This is a genomic window from Anoxybacillus ayderensis, from assembly GCF_000833605.1.
Lineage (GTDB): Bacteria > Bacillota > Bacilli > Bacillales > Anoxybacillaceae > Anoxybacillus > Anoxybacillus ayderensis.
On sequence record NZ_JXTG01000008.1, the window covers coordinates 77,273 to 98,850 of the forward strand.

The window sequence follows — 21,578 nt, forward strand, 5'->3', positions numbered from 1 at the left end:
AAAATAAATGATAGATTGATAGACAACGAGGTGAATCACATGCGATTCATATGGCTTACGTTCTTTTTTTTATTGTTTTTTCAACATCCAGCTCATGCTGATGTCGTTGATTTAACAAATAAAGCAAAAGCGCAAGCGTACGAAGATTATTATCCGCTTATTGCGCGCTATAAAGGAACGAGTGGGGTGACGTTTGAAAGTTACAGCTCATATTGGACCGAAACGAAGCTTGCCGAGCTTGAGAAAGAGCTTCTAAAAAACAAACATGGTGCCGAACTTTCCTTGTTAGGAAGTGTAAAAATTTTTCCTGATTACCCTGCAGGACGAAACGTGCTTGGACAATATTTTGCGCAATATCAACTTAGCCCAAAGCTTGCTTTATTGCCAAATCGGTACATTCACTTATACGGTGGCAACGAATGGACGACGGTTGAGGAAATGGCGACGACGTTAGCACACGAATACGGGCATCATTTTACGTTCTATTATTTGTTAAATAAAGAACAGCGTCGACCGAACGAATGGCTGCAGTCGCAGTATGCCGCTGTGCGCCAGTTGTTTCGCTATCCGTCCGTTCATGCTGACGGGAGTGGAAAATATGAATGGTATATGCCTGAAATATTAGCTGAAGATTATGTGCAGCTATTTGGGTCACCGCATGCACTAAAAGGGCATATGCAAATGAACGCCCAACTTCCGACGCCATTTGAGCTTCAAGCGCTGCAAACGTATTGGAAAAATCAGCTTGGTGCTCCGTACGAGCCGCTACCTCCGCTTTCATTACTGCTGACAAACTATACGGTAAAAAATAACGTGTATTCGCTAAAGCTTTACACATATGCCGATACAACGGCATACTTAAACGCACAAGATGGACAAGGTCGCTATGCTTCTGTTTATATCGGGAGTGTGCCAAAAGGGATAAACGAAACGACATATGATGGGGCGAAGCTGAATAGTCAAGTTTCTTGGCTGTTTCGCTCAACGATTGTCGATACGGCATTATTCCGTGTCGTTCAGCCGACAACTAAAGGATTTAATCGCGGTTCAGCGACGTTGCGTGTATCGTATGGAGCGATCGATTCGCTTCTTTCTACCCCTCCACTTTTTCCAGACGTCGTCGGGGAGGAGTTGCAAGAAGCTGCGCGGCTGTTGTATGAACGGGGGATTATCTCAGGATTCCCGGACGGAACGTATCGCCCGAACGAACGAATATCTCGCCGTCATGCTGCCCTTATGCTTATTCGCGATTTAAAGCTGACGCTGCCTGAAGGGTATGTCATTAAGGCGAAAGATGTCAAACCGACGGATCCGTGGTATAAAGAGATGGCGATTGCTGAGGCATATGGATTGCTGACCGGATATAACGGGAAGCTATATCCGAACGAATATATGACCCGCGCCCAAATGGCGATGATTTTAACGAGGGTGTATGCCGATGTGTACGAACAGCCGACGACAAATGTATCGTTTTTTGATGTGCCTCCTTCTCATTGGGCGTATCGGGCGATTGATACGCTTTTTTACAACGGCATTACGATCAACAATCCGTATCGTCCGAACGATGTCGTGACACGTGGACAGTTTGCCCTCTTTTTAAAACGGACGCTTGATAAAAAATAGCGAGGAAGGCTTGTCCTTCCTCGCTATTTTGCGTTGATCGCACGGTAGAAAAACACCGCAAATTGCGCGCGTGTGACCGTTTCTTTCGGACGGAACGTTCCGTCTTCGTACCCGTTCGCGATGCCTGATGCAACGAGCTTTTCAATCGCATCATATGCCGCATCTGTTTCTTTGACGTCAGTAAACGGCACGTCCGCACCACGCTTTAACTTCCACGCCTCCGCAAACCACACGGCAAGCTGTTCCCGCGTCAACGGTTCATCCGGTTGAAATGACTTATCGTTTTTACTGACGATATTTTCTTTCACAAGCGCGTTAATGGCGCCAACTGCCCAATGGTCGCTTGGCACATCTGTAAACGTTTCTTTTCGATTGTTCATATCGAAATTGAAATATGTAGCAATCACTCCTGCTGCTTCTGCACGCGTCATCGTTTCATCTGGCTTAAAGTAGCTTTTTGCATATCCGAGCACAATTTCTTTTTTGCCTAACGTTTCAATTTCTTTATTTGCCCAAAAATCGTTTCCGACATCTTGAAATTTCCCTGCGTCCTGTGCGTATGCAAGTACGCGTCTTGCTCCTATGTATCGTTTCTTATAATAGGAATCGTCTAATGAAGTAACCGTAATTCCTTTTGAAGAGCTCGCATGAATAAATTGGTTGTCGCCAATATAAATCCCGGCATGCGACGGACCTTTTTTATACGTCTCAAAAAAGACGAGATCCCCTATGCGCAAGTCTTCTTTTTTTACCGCACTTCCTTGCTTATACTGCTCTGCTGTCGTCCGCGCTAACGTGACGCCTAGTCCACTCATTACATGTCTCGTAAATCCGGAACAGTCAAATCCTTTTTCTGAACTCCCCCCGAATTGATACGGCACCCCGACATATTTTTTCGCCAGTGGAACGAGCCGATCATAGCTATCGCTTGCATAGGCGAAGGAAGGGAAGAGGAAAAATAAAAGCAATGCTGAAACGAACCGTCTCACAACATACACCTCACTTCGCTATTGTTCTTGCAATTTCGACATTTTCACACTATTCCAAGTGTATCATAAGAAGGAGATTTATAACTTTACAGTTATGTAACAAAAGTTTTTGTCAAAAGTTACGCTTATAGGTATTGAAAAAAGTCGAACATTCGGTAAAATGGTGAATAGGTGGAAGACTACATGTGAAAAAGTTTTGTTATTCCAACAAAGAAAAACTGTTCAAAAAATGGTTGACACGATGTATGGAAAAAATTATAATGTAGTTTGTAGTCGTTCACTCGCTAAGTTTAAGAGTTTGATAGAGAAAACATACATATCTCTTAAATTTAGCTGAACTTAAATAGAAATAGAAACAAAAGGAGGAAATATGTCGATGGCTTACCAACCAAAGTCTTATCGCAAATTTTTAGCTGGTACAGTCTCTGCGGCAGTTGTTGCTTCAGCGATCGCACCAGTAGCAAGCGCGGCTTCTTTCACAGACGTAGCAGGAAGCGTGCATGCAGATGACATCGCTACATTAGTAGCAAAAGGGTACATTAAAGGATATGCAGACGGTACATTCAAACCAAACAAATCATTAACACGTGGTGAAGCTGCAATCATCTTCTCACGCATTTTAAAAGATGCAGGCGTAAAAGCTCCTGGGCAAGGTGCAGGCTTCCCAGACGTTCCAGCAGGAAACGCTGAATTAGCAGAAGCAGTTGCGATCGTGAAAGCTGCAGGTGTCATGGGTGGAGACGAGAAGGGTAACTTCAACCCGAACGCAACAATCACTCGCGAGCAAATGGCGAAAGTTGTTGTTGAAGCGTTCAAATTAACAAAACCTGCAAACCACACAACAAAAGTAACTGACCTTGACAAAGCAGGTGCATGGGCGCGTGAATACATCCAAACATTAGAAGCAAACGGCGTAACGAAAAACACAGAATTCATGCCAAAACAAAGCGTCACACGCGGTCAATTCGCTTCATTCGTCGTTCGTGCGATGGAAGTGAAAAAAGAAGTTTCAGCAGCAGACATCGCAGCTGTAAAACTTGTTGACGAGAAAACGTTAGAAGTAACATTCAACGGTGAATTGAAAGAAGTGAAAAAAGAAGACTTCGCCATCCAAGGCGTTGAAATCGAATCTGTATCAATTAAAGCTGCTGCAGCAGCTGAAGCGAAAACAACAGTTGTTGTGATCAAAACAAAAACAGCATTACAAGAAGGCAAATCTTACAGCGTATCTTACAAAGGTCAAACAACTGACAAAGCGAAAGTTGATGTGCCAGTTGTAACACCGAAAGTTGAAAGTGTAAGTGCGAATAACCTTAAAAATATTGTGGTTAAATTCAGCAAAGAAGTAGAAAAGAAAACAGTTACTTCTTCAAATGTTAAAGTGTACGATGGTAACACGTTAGTATCAGGTGTAACTTTAAACTTATTAGATGATAACAAAACGTTATTAATTACAAACAACGGTAGCTATTCTCAATTAAAAGAATACAAAGTTGTCGTAGAGAACGTTGAAGTTAAAGGCGATTCTACTAAGAAAGTTGAGAAAGCAGAGAAAACTGTATCTGTAGTAGATACAACCCTACCTACTGTTGAAAGTGTAACTGCTACATCTCCAAAAACAGTAGAGATTGTTTTTTCTGAGCCGATCCAAACTGGTAGCGGTGCTGGTCAGTTCCCGACTTCAGCAGCTGTGCTAACAGATATTGTTCAAGTAAATGGAATTAACGTGTATGCGACTCCAGATCTTACAGAAATCAACACTAAAAATAAGGTAGTTTTAAACCTTAATACACCTTTAACTGCTGGGGAACATAAAGTTAAAGTTGCAAATCTTAAGGATTATGCAAACTTACCAATTGCAGCAAAAGAATTTACTGTAAACATTCCAGCAGATACAGCTGCACCTGAAGTAACGGCTGTAGAAGTATTAAACAAAGATAAAGTGAAAGTTACATTCAACGAGCCAGTTGACAACGCAACTGTACAATCTAACTTAGCAAACATTAAAGTAAACGGAGCTGCTGTGAACGGTGCTACTCCTAAAGAAGGCGGCAGAGTTTATGAGTTCACTTTAAGTCAATCTTTAACTCTTGCTGCGGTTGTAGAAGCTAAACTTGAATACAAAGGTATTAAAGACAACTACGGTAACGAAGTGAAAGAAGCTAAAACATTCACTTTCAAAGCTGTAGATGATACAACAGCTCCAACTGTAACGAATGTAAAAGTAAACTCTGACAACACGATTGAAGTTACATTCTCTGAAGATGTTACAGGCTTTACTGGAACAACTACTGTTGAATTATATGATAAAGACAACAAAAAGCTTCCTAACGCTGTAACCGTTGCTAAGAAGGTAATTGATGGTGTAGCAAGCGATAAAGTTTATGTACTAACAATCACAGGCGGTACATCATTATCTGGTGCCCACACTATTAAAATTTTAAAAGATAAAGTAACAGATTTAAGCATTCGTACTAACAAATTTGCCGAAGCAACGTTCCCTGTTACATTAAATGATAAAGTTGCTCCGACTATCACGAAAGTTGAATATGTGAACGAAGGCTCGGGTACAGACTTCAACTCAGATGGCGATCAAAAAGACAGCAAAGTAACTATTTATTTCAGCGAAGCAATGGATGTTGCTACATTAACAAATAAAGCTAACTACTTAATTAACAATACTCCGTTAGCTGATGTTCCTGGTACAGTTACATTAACACCAGCAAGCGACAACAAATCAGTAACAATTACTGTGAACCGTGGTTCTTCTGATACTCAATTAACGTTTGCTAATAATACTGATTTACGTGTCATTGCGGTTAAAGACGCTGCTGGCAATACTTTATCTAGCACACAAGTAAACGCTAACCTTGGTTCAGGTGCTGGCGGTCTTGGATTAATTTCTCTGTTCGACGCCGCTCCAACACTAAATAGTGTAATTGATTTAACAAAAATAGAACTTATTTCTAAAAATCAAATTAAAGTATATACAACTAATGGATACTTGCTGCAAGGAATTGACCCTAACAAAGTAAAGTTTGCTGACGGATCAAACAATCAATTACAATCTTTACAAGTTACAGGTGTGAATATTGCTTCAGATGGTAAGTCTGCAGTGCTCACACTTAACCAATCATTAAATGCTAATGCGACATTCGGGTCTTCTAGCCCTGTAAGTGTGAAGTTGTATGCAGATGAAGGTGCGGTTTCTCTAACGAATGGTGCTAAATCAGCGCAACTCGCTGCAAGCAGTGGTGCGGCGCTTGTGGATAAAGTGAAGCCTTCTCTTGCGTCTACTGATCCGATTGTTATTAAAACCGGAACGACAGATACTATTGAAGTTGTGTTCGATGAAGCAATTGCTTTTAACTCTTCGGTGGCTAATGATTTAGTTGTGAAAGTTAATGGAGAGGTTCTAGATCTTGTAGCAGGTGACTTCACTGTGGCAGATGGTACTTCCGGTGATGCTAAGTTCGAAATTAAAGTTGTTAAATCCGGTATTGTCGGTGTCTCTAATATCACAGTTGAACTTAAAGATGGACGTTATGTATTAGATCAAGCTACTACACCAAACAGAGCTAATGCATTTACTGCAACATCTCTTAAATCTGGTCAAACGTTAACTGAGCAAACAGCACCAACTGCTCCTTCAGCAGGAAACTTTGTTCTTGATGGCACTGGAGCGAAAATTGTAGTGGGTTCTTCTAACGTGACGCCATCTGAGAAGGTAAAACTGCAGTATGTAATGGTTAACACAGGTGGAGGTGCTCCGGCATCTTCAGTTACTCCTGAAGGAACGACAGCGAATTTTGTAAGTTCATTTGTGGCTGGTGCAGAATTATTTACTGGTTTAAGTACTTCTGGAAAAGATGTGTATGTCCGTTATATTGATGAAGCTGGAAACGTGTCTTATTGGATCAAAATTAACTAATGAATGAGTGCGGTAATGGGATGCGTGCCTGTCACGTCCCGAACGTCCCGAATTTTGTCGAAGATTTGTAGAGACAGAGAGTCGTTGAGTGGCTCTCTGTTTCTTTTTTTCGCAGATGGAACGGTGCCTGTCACCATAGGTTTTTGTTTGGGGTGAAAAAAATCTCTCTAAACATGCAGGAGTTTCGCTATTTTTAGTTCGCGTGCCTGTCACGTCCCGAAGATTGTCGAAGATTGGTAGAGACATGGGCTGCGTGCCTGTCACGTCCCGAAGATTGTCGAAGATTGACAGAGACAGAGAGTCGTTGAGTGGCTCTCTGTTTCTTTTTTTCGGATCAACCAGCATTTGAAACATATATTATACCTTTGAACGCCTTCATTCCGCTTTGGGGATGCGTGCCTGTCACGCCCCGAAGGTTGTCGAAGATTGATAGAGACAGAGAGTCATTGATTGGCTCTCTGTTTCTTTTTTTCCGCATCAAACGTGGTTTGAAACATATATTATACCTTTGAACGCCTTCATTCCGTGTTGGGATGAGGGCGATTTTTATTTTAGGAGGGAGTTGTATGCAACCCACAAAACGTGTAAACATCGTAAGCCTGAAACTCGTTCGGGAGGGGAGTGTGTTGTACAAGGAGCGGCGTGTTCAGTCGCCAGAGGATGCGTATCAGCTGTTGAAGCCGTTTTTGGTGGATGCGGATCGGGATGCAGCGAGCGTGCCTGTCACGTCCCGAAGATTGTCGAAGATTGATAGAAACAGAGAGTCATTGATTGGCTCTCTGTTTCTTTTTTTCGCATCAACCAGCATTTGAAACATATATTATACCTTTGAACGCCTTCACTCCGTTTGGGAATGGGGCGATTTTTGTTTTTTAGGAGGGAATCGGATGCAACCAGCAAAGCGTGTGAACATTGTGAGCCTGAAGCTCGTTCGGGAGGGGAGTGTGTTGTACAGGGAGCGGCGTGTTCAGTCGTCGGCGGATGCGTACAAGTTGCTAGTGTGGAAATGTTCGCTATGATGCCTGCGAAATTTGTCGAAAAATACTGTTGAATATATGGAAGGATTTTCTCGTTTTCTGTCGAATCGCTTGTTCGAAGTGAGGTTTGGGAAAGAAAGGAATGGTTTCATTGGCTAAAAATACAGGAGAAAATTACAGAATTGGCGCTGTGAAGAATCGTTCTCAAGTGTACAATCCAAAGACTGATTCATGGGTGAAACGTGGCGAAGATGGTCGTTTTATGGACGTGAAAACGTCAAGTAACACTCCGTTCAAGGGTGTAAGAAAGGAGAAATAAAGAATTTATTCATTTCCGAACCTCGCTCTTATTAGTTAAGTAAGTGAAATAATTTGGTTACGGAAGGAGGGAGAGAAGTGATTTTTGGTTCAATAAACGTAAAAAGAAACGCAAAATTTAAAATAAAGTTAAGTGGAGATGGGCAATATTATTTTGTTTTGGTAGCTCCTAACAATGAGATTATTGCCACTAGTGAAACATATTTAACTAAGCAGAAATGCAAAGAAGGAATTGAAGCTGTGAAAAAATATGCCGCAGATGCGGATGTGGAAGACGAGACTGTATAGAAGATCGCAGATGACTAAAAAAGAAACAATGCTTAGTGCTATGAAAAGAGGGGATGAAAAGTGTCCAATAATAATCATTTTTATAAAATGACAGTAGTAAGGGACGTTATTCAAGGAATAAATACTCCAACAGTTTATCAAATTGTAGAGCAAATAATGTTGAAGAATAGCAATAGACTAATGAAAAAGGAAGATATAGATAGAGAAGTTGCTTTAAAAATGGGATATCATGTAGATGCTTCTATAAGCAATGCGGTCAGTGGTGTATTGAAAAGTATGGAAAAACAAGGGAAAGTGAGTCATCCGAAACACGGCTACTGGCAATCATGCCTGCTGTGTTCTGATTCAGATTGATATCTAGGGTAGGTGCCTGTCACCACCCGAAGATTTGTAGAGACAGAGAGTCGTTGAATGGCTCTCTGTTTCTTTTTTTCGCAGATGGAACGGTGCCTGCCACCATAGGTTTTTGTTGGGGTTGAAAAAATCTCTCTAAACATGCAGGGGTTTCGCTATTTTTGTCGAAGAAATGTGCGAAAAGATTTTGAAAGGGGCGAAAGGCGTGGGACGGGCAAGGCGGATATGGGTGCCGCATTTGTTTTACCATATCGTTTGTCGAGGGAATCGGCGTGATCCGTTGTTTAAAGAAACGAATGATTTTCGTGCGTTTTTGCATATCCTCGAACAGCTTCATGAAAAAATCCCATTTGAACTCGCTTCGTATTGTCTTATGACGAATTATTTCCATCTCCAACTTCGCTCCCAGCATGAATCCATTTCAAAAGTAATCACATCTTCAAACTCCTCAGTTTCGTTTTGTTTATTTTACTGAAAAATGTAGTAAAATAAAAAGAAAGGAAGTGTGATGATGAGCGGGCAAACCGATATTGCGTATAATAATTATGACATCATATTCCGCAATATGACCGCTCAATTTAAAGAAAAGGTTCTCGACTTTTATGGTATTCATACTGCTCCAATTGTTCGCGTAGAAGCGGTGGATTTGCCGACTATTGCAGTAAATGACAGAAGAATGGACTTTTTGTTTTTGTTAGCGGACGATACGTACTTACATCTTGAGTTTCAGACAACGTTTGATGAGAAGGATTTGGATCGGTTTCTTCAATACGATGTGAGCGCTTATGAAAGGTACAAAAAGCCGATTAAAACAGTAGTCATTTATGGTTCTAATGTCGAAAAGGTGTTAGAGCAAAAAAAGCTATGGCTCCGTTCAATATAAGATACAAGCAGTATTGATGAGAAACTATGACGGTGATGCCATCATTCAAGATTTATGGACAAAAATAGAGAACGAAGAAGAGCTTACGGATCTAGATGAGTTGCATCTTATTTTCCTCCCATTAATGCAGAGCTCGGTGAATCGTTCAGAACGAGCCATCGAGACAGTTGAACTCGCTAAACGAATAAAAGACGAGGAAAAACAAGTACGCTTACTGGCGACGATTATTGCGGTGTCCGACAAGTTCATTGATAAGGAGTATGTGGAAAAATTGATGGAGGTGCTAAGTATGGCGAGAGTCATTCAAATGGCGGAAGAACGCGCAAGAATTAGCGAAAGCCAGCAGGCGATAAAAAAATACTTAGGCGCGCGATTAGGTTTGGAAAGTAAACCGATGCAAAATAAAATAGACCTTATTACGGATCTATATTTGTTGCATCATTTATTGGACGACTTATATCGAGCGGAGAAAAGAGAAGAAATGGCTCGTTTGATTGACATCACATTAGAAAAACAACGTGCCAGCCACGCCCCGAAGATTGTCGAAGATTGACAGAGACAGAGAGTCGTTGAGTGGCTCTCTGTTTTTCATTCCTAAAGCAGGAATCTCCTCGCTTTTATCGAAAATACACAACAAAACAGAAAGCGAGGTGCATATATGGCGGTTGATCATGATCGGTTGTTTAAAGAGCTGATTACGACGTTTTTTGAAGAGTTTCTTCTTCTCTTTTTCCCGCATGTGCATGAGCATATCGACTTTCAGCACGTGTCGTTTTTATCGGAGGAATTGTTCACCGATGTGACGGCGGGGGAGAAGTATCGCGTCGATTTGCTTGTTGAGACGAAGTTGAAAGGGGAGGATAGCCTTATTATCGTCCATATCGAAAATCAAAGTTACGTGCAGCCATCGTTTCCAGAGCGAATGTTTATTTACTTTAGCCGCTTGTTTGAAAAATACCGAAAGCGCATGTTGCCGATTGCGGTATTTAGCTATGATTCTCTTCGAAATGAACCTTCATCGTTTACGCTCCAATTCCCATTTTTTGATGTGCTTCAATTTCGATTTCTTACTGTGGAGTTGCGCAAACAAAACTGGCGTGATTACATTCGCCACGACAACCCAATCGCCGCTGCGTTGTTAAGCAAAATGGGGTATACTGAAAGTGAACGGGTAGAACTAAAAAAACAATTTTTACGCATGATCGTACGAATGGAATTAGACGAAGCAAAGCAACGATTATTAATCGGCTTTTTTGAAACATATGTGAAGCTGTCGGATGAGGAAGAACAACAGTTGCGAAACGAGGTGAATGAAATGGAAACAAAAGAAAAAGAACGAGTGTTCGAATTAATGATTTCGTATGAGAAGAAAGAGAAACGAAATATTGCGAAAAGAATGTTAGACAAAGGATATGATGTGCACACCATTCACGAATTAACGGAACTTCCTGTGGAGGAGATTGAGGAGTTAAAGGAACGGTGTACGTGCCAGTCACGTCCCGAATTTTGTCGAAGATTGGTAGAGATAGAGAGTCGTTGAGTGGCTCTCTGTTTCTTTTTCTGTATTTTTGTTGATGTGCTGTCGCATTTTTTGTGGCAGCTGTTGTTGAAATTGCGAGAGTGATAGAAAAATGTTACAATCTCCGTAGCAACTACATAAGCAGGGTGGGCGGTTGACCACTTCCCCGATGAAGGGAGGTGGGAATATGACGACGTATGAAGCACTGAGTCTTATTGCGCATTGCGCAATTCAGCTTAGTGTTCATCGGAATGCTAACATTGACTGTCACCATCGTCGTCTATATAAACAAAAAGAAATAACCGTCCCCCTCGACCAAAGGTGTGAAACGGTTATTTCTTTTTATCTGTTACACATCTAAAGGTCAGCCGCTCTTCTTGCGGCATGTAGTTGCCTGCTGGGTGTTCACCGCACTCAGCTTTTTTTATTTTATGAAATATCTGCTTATATTATACAAATGATATAGCTGGTTTGACAAGTGGGATACGTGCCAGTCACCATAGGTTTTTGTTTCGGGTGAAAAAAATCTCTCTAAACATGCAGGAGTTTCGCTATTTTTGTCGAAGAAATGTGCGAAAAGATTTTGAAAGGGGCGAAAGGTGTGGGACGGGCAAGGCGGATATGGGTGCCGCATTTGTTTTACCATATTGTTTGTCGAGGGAATCGGCGTGATCCGTTGTTTAAAGAAACGAATGATTTTCGTGCGTTTTTGCATATTCTTGAACAGCTCCATGAAAAAATACCATTTGAACTCGCTTCGTATTGTCTTATGACGAATCATTTCCATCTCCAACTCCGCTCACAGCATGAATCCATTTCAAAAGTCATGGCACTTATCAATAAACGATACGCTAACTATTATAATACTCGTTACGGCTTAACAGGACATGTGTTTGAAAAGCGTTATTTTAGTAAAATCATTAATGATGATGTAGGCATGTTAGAAGTCAGTCGCTATATCCACCTGAATCCTGTAGAGGCGCGTATGGTATACCTCCCCGAACATTATCGTTGGAGCAGTTTTCAGTTTTATCATCAGATTACTCCGCTTCCTTCATTTATGAACATCGACGCACTTCTCCAATATTTTTCAGGAACTATTGTTGAGAAAAAGAAAAAATATATACAGTTTATTAAGACAGATGTTGTGACGAGCGACGTGATCAAGGAGGAATAAAATGAAAGTTTGTAGCATCGGTTTACGAGGAATGGAAGGATACCGTGTACAAGTGGAAGTGAAAGAACTGCCGGGAATGCCTTCTGTCGCGATTGTTGGACTAGCTGATACTTCGGTAAAAGAAGCAAGGGAGCGTGTCATTGCAGCGTTGCATGCATTTGGATGCGATGTGATGAATCAAAAACTTGTCATCCATCTTTCGCCACCAGAGCGAAAAAAACAAAGCCCGATGTTTGATTTAGCAATGGCGATTGGAATTTTAAAAGTAAAAGGAAAACTCGAACAACCAATTCCATCACATATCGCATTTTTAGGTTCATTGTCATTGGACGGAACTATTCAGCCAGTAGATGGCATGTTACCAGCTATTTTGGCTGCCAAAAAACTTGGCTTTCAACAAGTATATGCCCCATATGACCCCGCATTTCCCTTTCAGTACCTGCAGCATATCGATTGTGTTTTTGTTCAAACATTAGACCAAGTGGTGCAATATTTACAAGGTCAACAAGTGTTATTTTCGATGAGTCAGCCTCTTTCCGATGTCCATCCACCTCAAAAAACGCATCGTGATTTTGAACATATCATTGGACATGAATATGCTAAATATGCACTTGAAGTTGCGGCTGCAGGTGAACATAACGTGTTAATGATCGGACCGCCGGGATGTGGGAAAAGCTTGTTAGCCGAGACGTTTCCAACGATTTTACCTTGTCTTTCCCATGAAGCGCAGCTGGAGGTACTTAGTTTGTACCAACTAGCAGGGGAAGTAAAAAACGACTCCTCTCCACCGTTTCGTCATCCGCATCATTCAGCATCTTCTGTGGCGTTGATTGGTGGGGGAACTCAGCCGAAGCCGGGAGAGGTTTCGCTTGCTCATCGCGGGGTGTTATTTCTTGATGAAATGGCGGAATTTACGAAAAAAACGCTCGATATGCTTCGGCAACCGCTAGAAACAGGAAAAGTAACGATTAGTCGTGTTTCTTCAACGGTGACGTATCCAGCACATTTCATTTTGATCGGGGCAATGAATCCATGCCCATGCGGATATTTTGGTTCGAAAAAGCGATATTGCATATGTAGCCCAAAACAAATACAAGCCTATCGTCAGCGCATATCGGGACCGATTTATGACCGTATTGATATACTGTTGTCATTAGAAGCTGTTGATTTAACCGAGAAGCAAAAACAAACAGAGTGTTCGGAAACCATTCGCAGCCGCGTGGAAGCCGCACGCTTCAAGCAGTATGAACGGTATGGTGAAGAAATAACAAACGGTCGCGTGCCAATTGATGTACTGCTTGCGAAAAGTCCATTGACGAAAAGGCACCAACAACTGCTTCAACATTGGGCGGCTACATACGATTGGAGCAACCGCGTTCAAACAAAAATCATTCGCCTCGCTCGAACGATTGCCGATTTAGCAAAAACTGATGACATTACAGATGAAGCATTATGGAAGGCGATAGCTTTTCGGAGGATAAAAGAAGGACGTCAAGAAAGAAATATGAAAAGGGGTTTTTAGTATGACTGTTATTATGCGTGTCTGTCACACCCATGTTCCTCTTAAGGAATTGAGATGATTTCCATCTTAAGAGGGAGTCGGATGCAGCCTGCAAAGCGTGTGAACATTGTAAGCTTGAAGCTCGTTCGGGAGGGGAGTGTGTTATACAGGGAGCGGCGTGTTCAGTCGCCAGAAGATGCGTATCAGTTGCACCACATGGCATTTCCCTTTTGTTAAAAATCTCAGTGATGCAGGAAAGCTTTTGGTCGTGTTAAAATATAATAAAGAAAGTAAGATTGGGGAAGAGAATATGGATACAGTTCCTTTTAATGTTTATTGCAATTCCATTGATATTATGATGGGGCTTCATGACATTATCCTTAATCTTCAAAAGCAATCACCGACTGAAAATATATATCTTGGACAAGTAACGATGAGTCCACAACATGCGAAACAATTTGCTTATTTATTGTTAGAGCACGTCAAGAAGTATGAAGAAATATTTGGTGAAATTCCATCTCCGCCGAGTGAAGAAAAAATGCGTGAGCTTTCTGAACAAGGAATAATTGGCGTGAAGAGTGGGGAATAATGAAAGACGGGGATTATATATTTATTACTAAGGATCCTTTCGGAAAAGAAATTCGACTGAAAAGCACAACGTGGAACTATCACATTATTGGAGGAGATCACACTAGAGAGGAATTTGTTGGTCAAGAAGAAATGATTAAAGGTGTGATTCAAGATCCGTGTTTTATCTTACCGAATAATCCTAAGAATCAAAATGATACGAGACAAAAATATATCGATCTTGTCCAACTGCCGAAATTTCAGTCACTAAAAGCGTTAGTTGTCATTGTGGACCATCAAAATGTAGAGTACGGGGATGTGGTGACAGTTATTGCGAAAAATAGATTGAATCAAGAAATAGGGAGTGCTATTTATGTTCGTCCAAAATCTACAAGGGAATATTAAATACTCCTATGATTATGATCATGATGTCCTGTATATTTATTTTGGCGAGCCAAAAGTGTCATATGATGATGAAGCAGCTCCTGGTGTATTCATTAGATTTTCCGAAGAGGATGATGTAATTACAGGTGTTGTTATTATGGATTATAAGAAAAGAGATGTTGATGCGGTTACAAAACATATACCGATTCGTATCAATTTTCACTCGATTAATGAACAGCTTCATGGGATACGTGCCTGTCACCACCCGAATTTTGTCGAAGATTGGTAGAGACAGAGAGTCGTTGAGTGGCTCTCTGTTTCTTTTTTTGGATACGTGCCAGTCACCATAGGTTTTTGTTTGGATTGAAAAAATCTCTCCAAACATGCAGGAGTTTCGCTATTTTTGTCGAAGAAATGTGCGAAAATATTTTGAAAGGGGAGAAAGGCGCGGGACGGGCAAGGCGGATATGGGTGCCGCATTTGTTTTACCATATTGTTTGTCGAGGGAATCGGCGTGATCCGTTGTTTAAAGAAACGAATGATTTTCGTGCGTTTTTGCATATTCTTGAACAGCTCCATGAAAAAATACCATTTGAACTCGCTTCGTATTGTCTTATGACGAATCATTTCCATCTCCAACTCCGCTCACAGCATGAATCCATTTCAAAAGTAATCACACCTTCAGACTCCTCAGTTTCGTTTTGTTTATGTAGGTAAGACGAGAAGGAGGAAATGTAGCCCATCTGTGCTTGTTTTTAACTAGCCTTTGCATATTGAGTCGTGTTTCATAATAAAGAACACCTTGTACACGTTGGTGGTCATAATAGCGAATGTAATCATGAATGAACTGCGTTGCCTCTTCCACACTTTTCGCATGTTGCAAATCCTGATCCATCTCTGTTTTGAGATAGGAGAAAAAGCTCTCTATGCATGCGTTATGAAGCGCATTCGCTTTTCTCGACATGCTTGGTGTAATCGAAAATGTATTGTTAATTAATCGATTCAAATGATTGCTTTTGTGATGAAAATATTTGTTTGTCGAACAATCAAAGGTATCATTCTTCGAAAAACGTATATACTATGTATATACGTTTTAGGTTTAGGGTGATATAATGAACTCAAAGGAACATTTAGAAAGCAAAATAAACCAAAGGAAAGGAGGGGACTATATGTCTACAGTTGTTGCCCAAAAATGGGGAAATAGTTTGGGCATTCGTATCCCAAAAGATGTTGCTGATCAAATAGGGATTAAACAAGGTTCTGAAATAGAATTAAATGTAATTGAAAATGAAGGTATCATCACATTAAAGCCAAAAAGAGCAAGGAAGAAATACACCTTGGAAGAACTAATATCACAGATTACACCTGAAAATCGACATGAGGAAATTGATTTCGGGATAGAAGGACGTGAATTGATTTAATGACAATAGACGTACCAGAGAGAGGCGATTTCGTTGTTTTAAACTTCAATCCACAAGTCGGTCATGAGCAGGCAGGGAGAAGGAATGCGATTGTTTTATCGCCTAAAGAATTCAATCAAGCAACAGGATTTATAGCTGTTTGTCCGATTACCAATCAAAAGAAGGGTTATCCTTTCGAAGTAGATTTACCAAAAGAAGGGATATCTCTTGGTAGCGATGGCTATCCAATAACAGGGGTAGTTTTAACTGATCAAATTAAATCTTTGGATTGGAAAGCTCGGCATTTAAAAATTTTAAAAAAGTATAATCCAGAGGATGCGCAAATTGAAGAAATAGATAAAATCATTGATGAATGCTTAGCGAAAATAGAAACATATTTGACTTGAGATACGTGCCAGTCACCGCCCGAAGCAGTATAAATCCATAAAAAATTCAAAAAGTTTTGTTGAAATTTCTGAATTTTTTATGTACGATAGTTGGTAGGTGGAACCGTTTGTTCCCCCCTTACTGTACCCCTTTGTGCAAACGGTTTCACTTAAAAAGTAATTCAAAAAGGAGGAGACGATCGTGGGGAGAAGATGGAGAAAGCATTTCGCTTATTTCTCAATCTTTTTGCTTTTGGTGCAATTGTTTTCATTTAGTGCAATCGTTCGCGCTAATGAAAACGTGCAAAGCCCTGTTGTAAACGGAAATGAAGTGACGTTCCGTTATGTCGGCACAGGGGAGGAGCAGTCTGTCTTATTAGCCGGATCGTTTAACGGCTGGCAAACAAGTGGAGACAAAAAGATTGAATTGACAAAAGAAAGCGACCATATTTGGTCAGTCACAAAAACGCTTCCAGACGGAACATATATGTACAAGTTTGTTGTGGATGGAAATTGGAAGCCAGATCCACTAAATAAAAATCAAGTAGATGATGGATATGGTGGGAAAAATAGCGTCGTTGTTGTCGGTCAACCTGTTCAACAACAACGCATCGTCACGCTCGTTGGGAACTTACAAGATGAGTTAGGACATACAGGCGAGTGGGATCCAAAAGCGACTGCGACAATTATGAAGCATGAAGGCGATGGTTTGTACACGTTTACAGGAACGCTTCCAGCAGGTACGTATAAGTACAAAATCGCCATTAACGGTAGTTGGGATGAAAATTACGGTGCTGGTGGACGTGATGGTACAGATATTCCACTTACGTTAGAAAAAGAAACGAAAGTGACGTTTTACTATCATGACCGCACGCACGCGATTGCGGACTCGACGTGGTATACGCCAATCCCAAAAGACAAACAGCCGCGTTTAGTCGGAACAATTTTGCCAGCGATCGGTTATGAAACGGAAGTAAACGGATGGACCCCAGAAAAGTCAACAGCATTTCTCATTGATGATAATTTTGACTCCATTTACACGTTCACGGCACGTGTGCCAAAAGGGATGTACGAATTTAAGGTGACATTAGGGAATAGCTGGGCCGAAAATTATCCGCAAGACAATGCGAAATTAAACGTATTGGAAGATATGACTATAACGTTTTTCTTTAACGATAAAGAAAAAACATTATACACAGACTATAGCCCAATTGGCTCAGATGGGGCAGTGCAAAAGAATCGTTTAAAACATAACACATGGGATTCGTTATATCGCCAACCGTTCGGTGCAGTAAAAGCAGGAGAAAGCGTAACGCTTCGACTAGCGGCGAAAAAAGGGGATTTAACAAAAGCGAACGTATATGTGAAAAATACAACGACAGGAACAGCGAAGTTATATACAATGAACAAAGTTGGAGTCATCGGTGATGATGAATATTGGGAAGCAACGTTTAAGCCTGATGACAAAGGATTGTACGCATATAAGTTCATTGCGATGGACGGTTCAGCAAAAGCAGAATATGGAGAGGATACACAAGAAGGTCAATGGGGAAGAGCAGTTGATAAAAATGCTGAATTGTTCCAGCTAACTGTATACGATCCAAACTATAAAACGCCAGATTGGATGAAGCATGCGGTTGTATATCAAATTTTCCCTGATCGATTCTTTAACGGCAATCCAAGCAACGACAATGCAAAATCGAATGCACGAGGAAATGAACCAATTGAACGTCGTCAGTGGTCTCAGCTTCCTGACAACCCGCGCATGAAAGGAACTACTGGATATGATGGTGACGGCATTTGGTCAAACGACTTTTTCGGTGGAGATATTGCAGGAATTGAACAAAAACTTGATTACCTACAATCTATTGGGGTTAATACAATATATTTAAATCCGATTGCGCACGCTCCATCAAATCATAAGTACGATGCTCATAATTTTAAAGAACTTGATCCGATGTTTGGTACACCTGAAGAGTTTCAATCATTTGTGCAAGCGGTTGCATCACGTGGAATGCACTTAATTTTAGACGGTGTATTTAACCACGTATCGGATGATTCCATTTACTTCGACCGATATGGCAAATATAAAACAGTCGGAGCGTACGAATATTGGTCGGCTGTATATGATCTCATGAACGAAAAAGGATTATCGGAAGAAGAAGCACGTGCTCAAGTTGAGCAAAAGTTTAAAAATGAAGGACAAGAGTTTAGCCCGTATGGTTTCCACCTATGGTTCAATATTGAAAACGAAAAGGTGAACGGTGTATACAAATATCAATCGTGGTGGGGATTTGATAGTTTACCAGAATTCAAATCAATTACTGGTAATAAAGTACGGTATGCGAGCGAGTTAAACAATGAAAAGCTTGCGAATTATATTTTCTATGAAGATGATTCTGTCGCAAAAAGCTGGATCACGAGAGGTGGTTCAGGATGGCGTTTAGATGTTGCCAATGAAGTCGATACAGAGTTTTGGCGCGAGTTTCGCAAAGAGTTGTTGCAAGGCGACTATGATCGTGGTCCGACGCTTAAAAATGGAGAACAACCGTTAATTCTCGGCGAAATTTGGGATGATGCGTCGAAATACTTCTTAGGTGATCAATACGATTCGGTCATGAACTACCGTTTCCGTGGAGCCGTGTTAGACTTTTTACGGAACGGAAAAGCAGAAGAGATTGATGCACGTTTAACAGCGATTCGCGAAGATTATCCAGAAGAAGCGTTTTATGCGCTCATGAACTTAATTGGTTCACACGATACAGCGCGCGCAGTCTTCTTGCTTGGAAACGGAACAGATTCATATGAACGTGCCGAGCTTGATCCAAACTACAATGAAGAGCTCGGTAAAAAGCGGTTAAAGCTTGCGGCCATTTTACAAATGGGCTATCCAGGTGCTCCAACCATTTATTACGGTGATGAAGCAGGAGTGACAGGTTCAAAAGACCCAGACTGCCGACGTACGTATCCGTGGGGAAGTGAAGATCAGCAATTAATTGCACACTATCAAAAGGTAGGTGCTATTCGTACAACACATCAAGATGTATTGGCAAAAGGGACAATTGAGACGGTATATGCTAAAGGGGATGTATACGTCTTTGCTCGCCAATATGAAAACGATGTGGCACTTGTTGCGATGAACCGTGGCAATAGTGAACAAACGGTGCAACTTGATGTCGCTTCACTCATTCCAAACGGAGTGAAACTTGTAGACGAACTGCACGACTCATACGATGTAACCGTGGCGAATGGAAAAGTGACGTTACGTGTTCCAGCGATGGACGGTCGGATGTTATTCGGAAAAGTAACTGTCGATCTTCCGAATAAAGTAACAAACGTGCAAGTGACAGAGGGAATCGGTCAAGTCGAGCTAACGTGGGAAGGCGATGCCCAAACGTACCGCATTTATCAATCAACATTAAAAGGTGCAGGTTATCAGCTTGTCAAAGAAACGAGCGAAAAAAATGTTGTGATTGACAATTTGAAAAACGGTACAGCATATTACTTTGCGATTACAGCTGTTGATGGAAATGGGAATGAGTCCGTGAAAGTAGAAACAAATCGCGTCGTACCACATTATCCATTAACAAAAGAGAACGTTGCTTTACTTTCCGAAGTGAACGATGGAGTGCTCGATTTAGCTAAACCAATTATAGTTGAAGCAAAAGTGCAAATGGCTGATGTAACGAAACATGGACTAGCTGATGGTCTTCAAGCGATTTTACAAGTGAAAAAGCCGAATGGTGACAAGTGGGAAGACGTACAAGCGGTGTATGATCGGCAAGATGGTGAAGCAAACGTATTCCGCGCATCTTTCACTCCGTTGCAAGCGGGAATGTATACGTACCGTTACGGATTTACGACAAATATAGGTATCGATTGGGTGTACACAAGCGAAAAAACATTTACGCTCAACGCAAATACAGAAGATACACAAGCACCAGCAAAAGACATTCAGCTCGTTCAACCGGAAGTTGAATCGGGTCAAGTCAATTTATTATGGTCGTTCGTTGACCGTGATGACGATGATGCATATATGCTTGTCATTGAGCGTAACGGTCAAGTCATTCATACGACGACAACGATTAGTACATCGTTCACTGATTACGATGTAGAAAATGGAAAAACATACACTTATGTCGTGAAATTGTATGACCGCGCTGGAAACTTTGTGGCATCAAACGCGGTGGAAATTACACCGAACATTGTCATGGTTGAAGTGACATTTAAAGTGAAAGCACCAAGCTATACACCGTTAGATACGCGTATTACAATTCCAAATAGCATCAATGGCTGGAACACAGGAGCATGGGAAATGACGCGCGGTGGAGCCGTAACGCCAGATTGGGAGTTTACAACGGAGCTACAAGAAGGTGAAACGATTATTTATAAATACGTAAAAGGTAGCTCATGGGATCAAGAAGGGCTAGCTGATCATACACGTGACGATCAATCGGATGATGATGTGAGCTATTACGGATACGGTGCGATTGGCACAGATTTAAAAGTAACGGTGCACAATCAAGGCAATAACAAAATGGTCATTCAAGATTATATTTTACGTTGGATTGACATGCCTGTCGTTGTCGAAGATGTGAAAAAGGAAGGGGAACGCGTCACGATTAAGGGAAACGCGATTAAAGATGGCGTGTTAACGATCAATAAAGAACGTGTCACGATTCAAGACGACATGTCATTTACGTACACGTTCACACCAGCAGCCAATCAAAAAGAAGTGGGCATCCACATCGAACCGTCTGAACGAAGTAAGTCAGACATCTTTAAAAATGATGGTGGTGCCATTGCGAAAAATACGAAAAACTACGTACTAAGTATCGAAACAAAACAATTGCGCGAAGGTGTGTTGCAAGGGGATACAACACCGGGAAGTGGCACAACACCAGGTAGCGGCACAACACCAGGCAGTGGCACAACACCAGGTAGTGGTACAACACCGGGTAGCGGCACAACACCGGGCAGTGGCACAACACCAGGCAGCGGTACAACACCAGGCAGTGGCACAGCACCAGGTAGCGGCACAACACCAGGTAGCGGCACAATGCCGGGCAGCGGCACAACACCGGGCAGTGGCACAACACCGGGCAGTGGCACAACACCGGGCAGCGGCACAACACCAGGAAGTGGCACAACACCAGGAAGTGGCACAACACCAGTGAAGGGTGAAAATGGTACGGTTGTTTTACAGCCGAAAGTAGAGACGAAAGAAAAAGACGGCAAAGTAGTAGAAAAAGTGGCAACTATTTCAACAAATGAAGTTGAA

Annotated in this window: 17 protein-coding genes and 4 pseudogenes; 19 read left to right on the forward strand and 2 right to left on the reverse strand. The window is 41.4% G+C overall.

Features of this window, described 5'->3' with window-relative positions; translation table 11 throughout:
* Positions 1–39: 39 nt before the first annotated feature.
* A complete protein-coding gene (locus JV16_RS08855; protein WP_042535325.1) occupies positions 40–1,623 on the forward strand; it encodes an S-layer homology domain-containing protein in 1,584 nt (527 codons plus the stop codon).
* Between the two features lie 23 nt (positions 1,624–1,646).
* Here the strand turns inward: JV16_RS08855 and JV16_RS08860 are convergent, their stop codons facing one another.
* Positions 1,647–2,612, reverse strand: a complete 966-nt coding sequence (locus JV16_RS08860) for a C40 family peptidase (RefSeq protein ID WP_042535327.1) — start codon at positions 2,610–2,612, stop codon at positions 1,647–1,649.
* Positions 2,613–2,988: 376 nt separating this feature from the next.
* Between JV16_RS08860 and JV16_RS08865 the strand changes: the two genes are divergently transcribed.
* The 15 genes and pseudogenes from JV16_RS08865 to JV16_RS15240 all read left to right on the forward strand — a co-directional run.
* Positions 2,989–6,543 (forward strand): S-layer homology domain-containing protein, encoded by a 3,555-nt coding sequence (locus tag JV16_RS08865; RefSeq protein WP_052481248.1) that lies wholly within the window; start codon positions 2,989–2,991, stop codon positions 6,541–6,543.
* A 566-nt stretch (positions 6,544–7,109) separates the two neighbouring features.
* Positions 7,110–7,250, forward strand: a pseudogene (locus JV16_RS15945) (DNA repair protein RadC); the annotation flags it as partial.
* 666 nt (positions 7,251–7,916) lie between these two features.
* Positions 7,917–8,126 (forward strand): YegP family protein, encoded by a 210-nt coding sequence (locus JV16_RS08875; protein WP_167333730.1) that lies wholly within the window; start codon positions 7,917–7,919, stop codon positions 8,124–8,126.
* Positions 8,127–8,186: 60 nt separating this feature from the next.
* Positions 8,187–8,480, forward strand: a complete 294-nt coding sequence (locus JV16_RS08880) for a hypothetical protein (protein WP_042535331.1) — start codon at positions 8,187–8,189, stop codon at positions 8,478–8,480.
* A gap of 205 nt (positions 8,481–8,685) precedes the next feature.
* Positions 8,686–8,925: pseudogene (locus JV16_RS15235) on the forward strand (transposase); the annotation flags it as partial.
* 63 nt (positions 8,926–8,988) lie between these two features.
* Positions 8,989–9,363 (forward strand): hypothetical protein, encoded by a 375-nt coding sequence (locus tag JV16_RS15955; RefSeq protein ID WP_244463813.1) that lies wholly within the window; start codon positions 8,989–8,991, stop codon positions 9,361–9,363.
* Positions 9,364–9,376: 13 nt separating this feature from the next.
* Positions 9,377–9,916, forward strand: coding sequence for a hypothetical protein (locus JV16_RS15960; protein WP_244463814.1), 540 nt, complete (start codon positions 9,377–9,379; stop codon positions 9,914–9,916).
* Positions 9,917–10,021: 105 nt separating this feature from the next.
* On the forward strand, positions 10,022–10,903 hold the full coding sequence (locus JV16_RS08895; protein WP_042535337.1) for an RpnC/YadD family protein: 882 nt from the start codon (positions 10,022–10,024) through the stop codon (positions 10,901–10,903).
* A gap of 580 nt (positions 10,904–11,483) precedes the next feature.
* Positions 11,484–12,059, forward strand: coding sequence for a transposase (locus JV16_RS08900; RefSeq protein WP_042535338.1), 576 nt, complete (start codon positions 11,484–11,486; stop codon positions 12,057–12,059).
* 1 nt (position 12,060) lies between these two features.
* Positions 12,061–13,581 (forward strand): YifB family Mg chelatase-like AAA ATPase, encoded by a 1,521-nt coding sequence (locus tag JV16_RS08905; protein ID WP_021096111.1) that lies wholly within the window; start codon positions 12,061–12,063, stop codon positions 13,579–13,581.
* Between the two features lie 81 nt (positions 13,582–13,662).
* Positions 13,663–13,770: pseudogene (locus tag JV16_RS15965) on the forward strand (DNA repair protein RadC); the annotation flags it as partial.
* 100 nt (positions 13,771–13,870) lie between these two features.
* A complete protein-coding gene (locus tag JV16_RS16100) occupies positions 13,871–14,149 on the forward strand; it encodes a DUF3467 domain-containing protein (RefSeq protein WP_035063648.1) in 279 nt (92 codons plus the stop codon).
* The gene (locus tag JV16_RS08915) at positions 14,149–14,532 is read left to right on the forward strand and encodes a hypothetical protein (RefSeq protein WP_021096046.1); all 384 of its coding nucleotides are present in this window, start codon (positions 14,149–14,151) and stop codon (positions 14,530–14,532) included. Before JV16_RS16100 ends, JV16_RS08915 begins: the two co-directional genes overlap by 1 nt.
* Complete coding sequence (locus JV16_RS08920; protein ID WP_021096047.1) at positions 14,501–14,800, forward strand: DUF2283 domain-containing protein; 300 nt, start codon at positions 14,501–14,503, stop codon at positions 14,798–14,800. Before JV16_RS08915 ends, JV16_RS08920 begins: the two co-directional genes overlap by 32 nt.
* A 125-nt stretch (positions 14,801–14,925) precedes the next feature.
* A pseudogene (locus tag JV16_RS15240) lies at positions 14,926–15,186 on the forward strand (transposase); the annotation flags it as partial.
* Here the strand turns inward: JV16_RS15240 and JV16_RS16185 are convergent.
* On the reverse strand, positions 15,185–15,475 hold the full coding sequence (locus tag JV16_RS16185) for an IS3 family transposase (protein ID WP_141229953.1): 291 nt from the start codon (positions 15,473–15,475) through the stop codon (positions 15,185–15,187). The pseudogene JV16_RS15240 and the gene JV16_RS16185 overlap by 2 nt on opposite strands.
* Positions 15,476–15,623: 148 nt before the next feature.
* On the opposite strand from JV16_RS16185, the gene JV16_RS08930 reads away from it, so the two are divergent.
* The 3 genes from JV16_RS08930 to JV16_RS08940 all read left to right on the forward strand — a co-directional run.
* Positions 15,624–15,932, forward strand: coding sequence for an AbrB/MazE/SpoVT family DNA-binding domain-containing protein (locus JV16_RS08930; protein WP_035063647.1), 309 nt, complete (start codon positions 15,624–15,626; stop codon positions 15,930–15,932).
* Positions 15,932–16,318 carry a type II toxin-antitoxin system PemK/MazF family toxin gene (locus JV16_RS08935; protein ID WP_042535347.1) on the forward strand — a complete coding sequence of 129 codons (387 nt, stop codon included), beginning with the start codon at positions 15,932–15,934 and terminating at the stop codon, positions 16,316–16,318. Before JV16_RS08930 ends, JV16_RS08935 begins: the two co-directional genes overlap by 1 nt.
* Before the next feature lie 181 nt (positions 16,319–16,499).
* A partial coding sequence (locus JV16_RS08940) for a pullulanase X25 domain-containing protein (protein WP_042535349.1) occupies positions 16,500–21,578 on the forward strand: 5,079 nt, incomplete at its 3' end.

Excerpts from the sequence above, each read along its gene's own strand:
- JV16_RS08855 (WP_042535325.1), top strand. The coding sequence starts at position 40 with ATGCGATTCATATGGCTTACGTTCTTTTTTTTATTGTTTTTTCAACAT.
- JV16_RS08865 (WP_052481248.1), top strand. The coding sequence starts at position 2,989 with ATGGCTTACCAACCAAAGTCTTATCGCAAATTTTTAGCTGGTACAGTC.
- JV16_RS15955 (WP_244463813.1), top strand. The coding sequence starts at position 8,989 with ATGATGAGCGGGCAAACCGATATTGCGTATAATAATTATGACATCATA.
- JV16_RS08895 (WP_042535337.1), top strand. The coding sequence starts at position 10,022 with ATGGCGGTTGATCATGATCGGTTGTTTAAAGAGCTGATTACGACGTTT.
- JV16_RS08905 (WP_021096111.1), top strand. The coding sequence starts at position 12,061 with ATGAAAGTTTGTAGCATCGGTTTACGAGGAATGGAAGGATACCGTGTA.
- JV16_RS16100 (WP_035063648.1), top strand. The coding sequence starts at position 13,871 with ATGGATACAGTTCCTTTTAATGTTTATTGCAATTCCATTGATATTATG.
- JV16_RS08915 (WP_021096046.1), top strand. The coding sequence starts at position 14,149 with ATGAAAGACGGGGATTATATATTTATTACTAAGGATCCTTTCGGAAAA.
- JV16_RS08920 (WP_021096047.1), top strand. The coding sequence starts at position 14,501 with ATGTTCGTCCAAAATCTACAAGGGAATATTAAATACTCCTATGATTAT.
- JV16_RS16185 (WP_141229953.1), bottom strand. The coding sequence starts at position 15,475 with ATGTCGAGAAAAGCGAATGCGCTTCATAACGCATGCATAGAGAGCTTT.
- JV16_RS08930 (WP_035063647.1), top strand. The coding sequence starts at position 15,624 with ATGAACTCAAAGGAACATTTAGAAAGCAAAATAAACCAAAGGAAAGGA.
- JV16_RS08935 (WP_042535347.1), top strand. The coding sequence starts at position 15,932 with ATGACAATAGACGTACCAGAGAGAGGCGATTTCGTTGTTTTAAACTTC.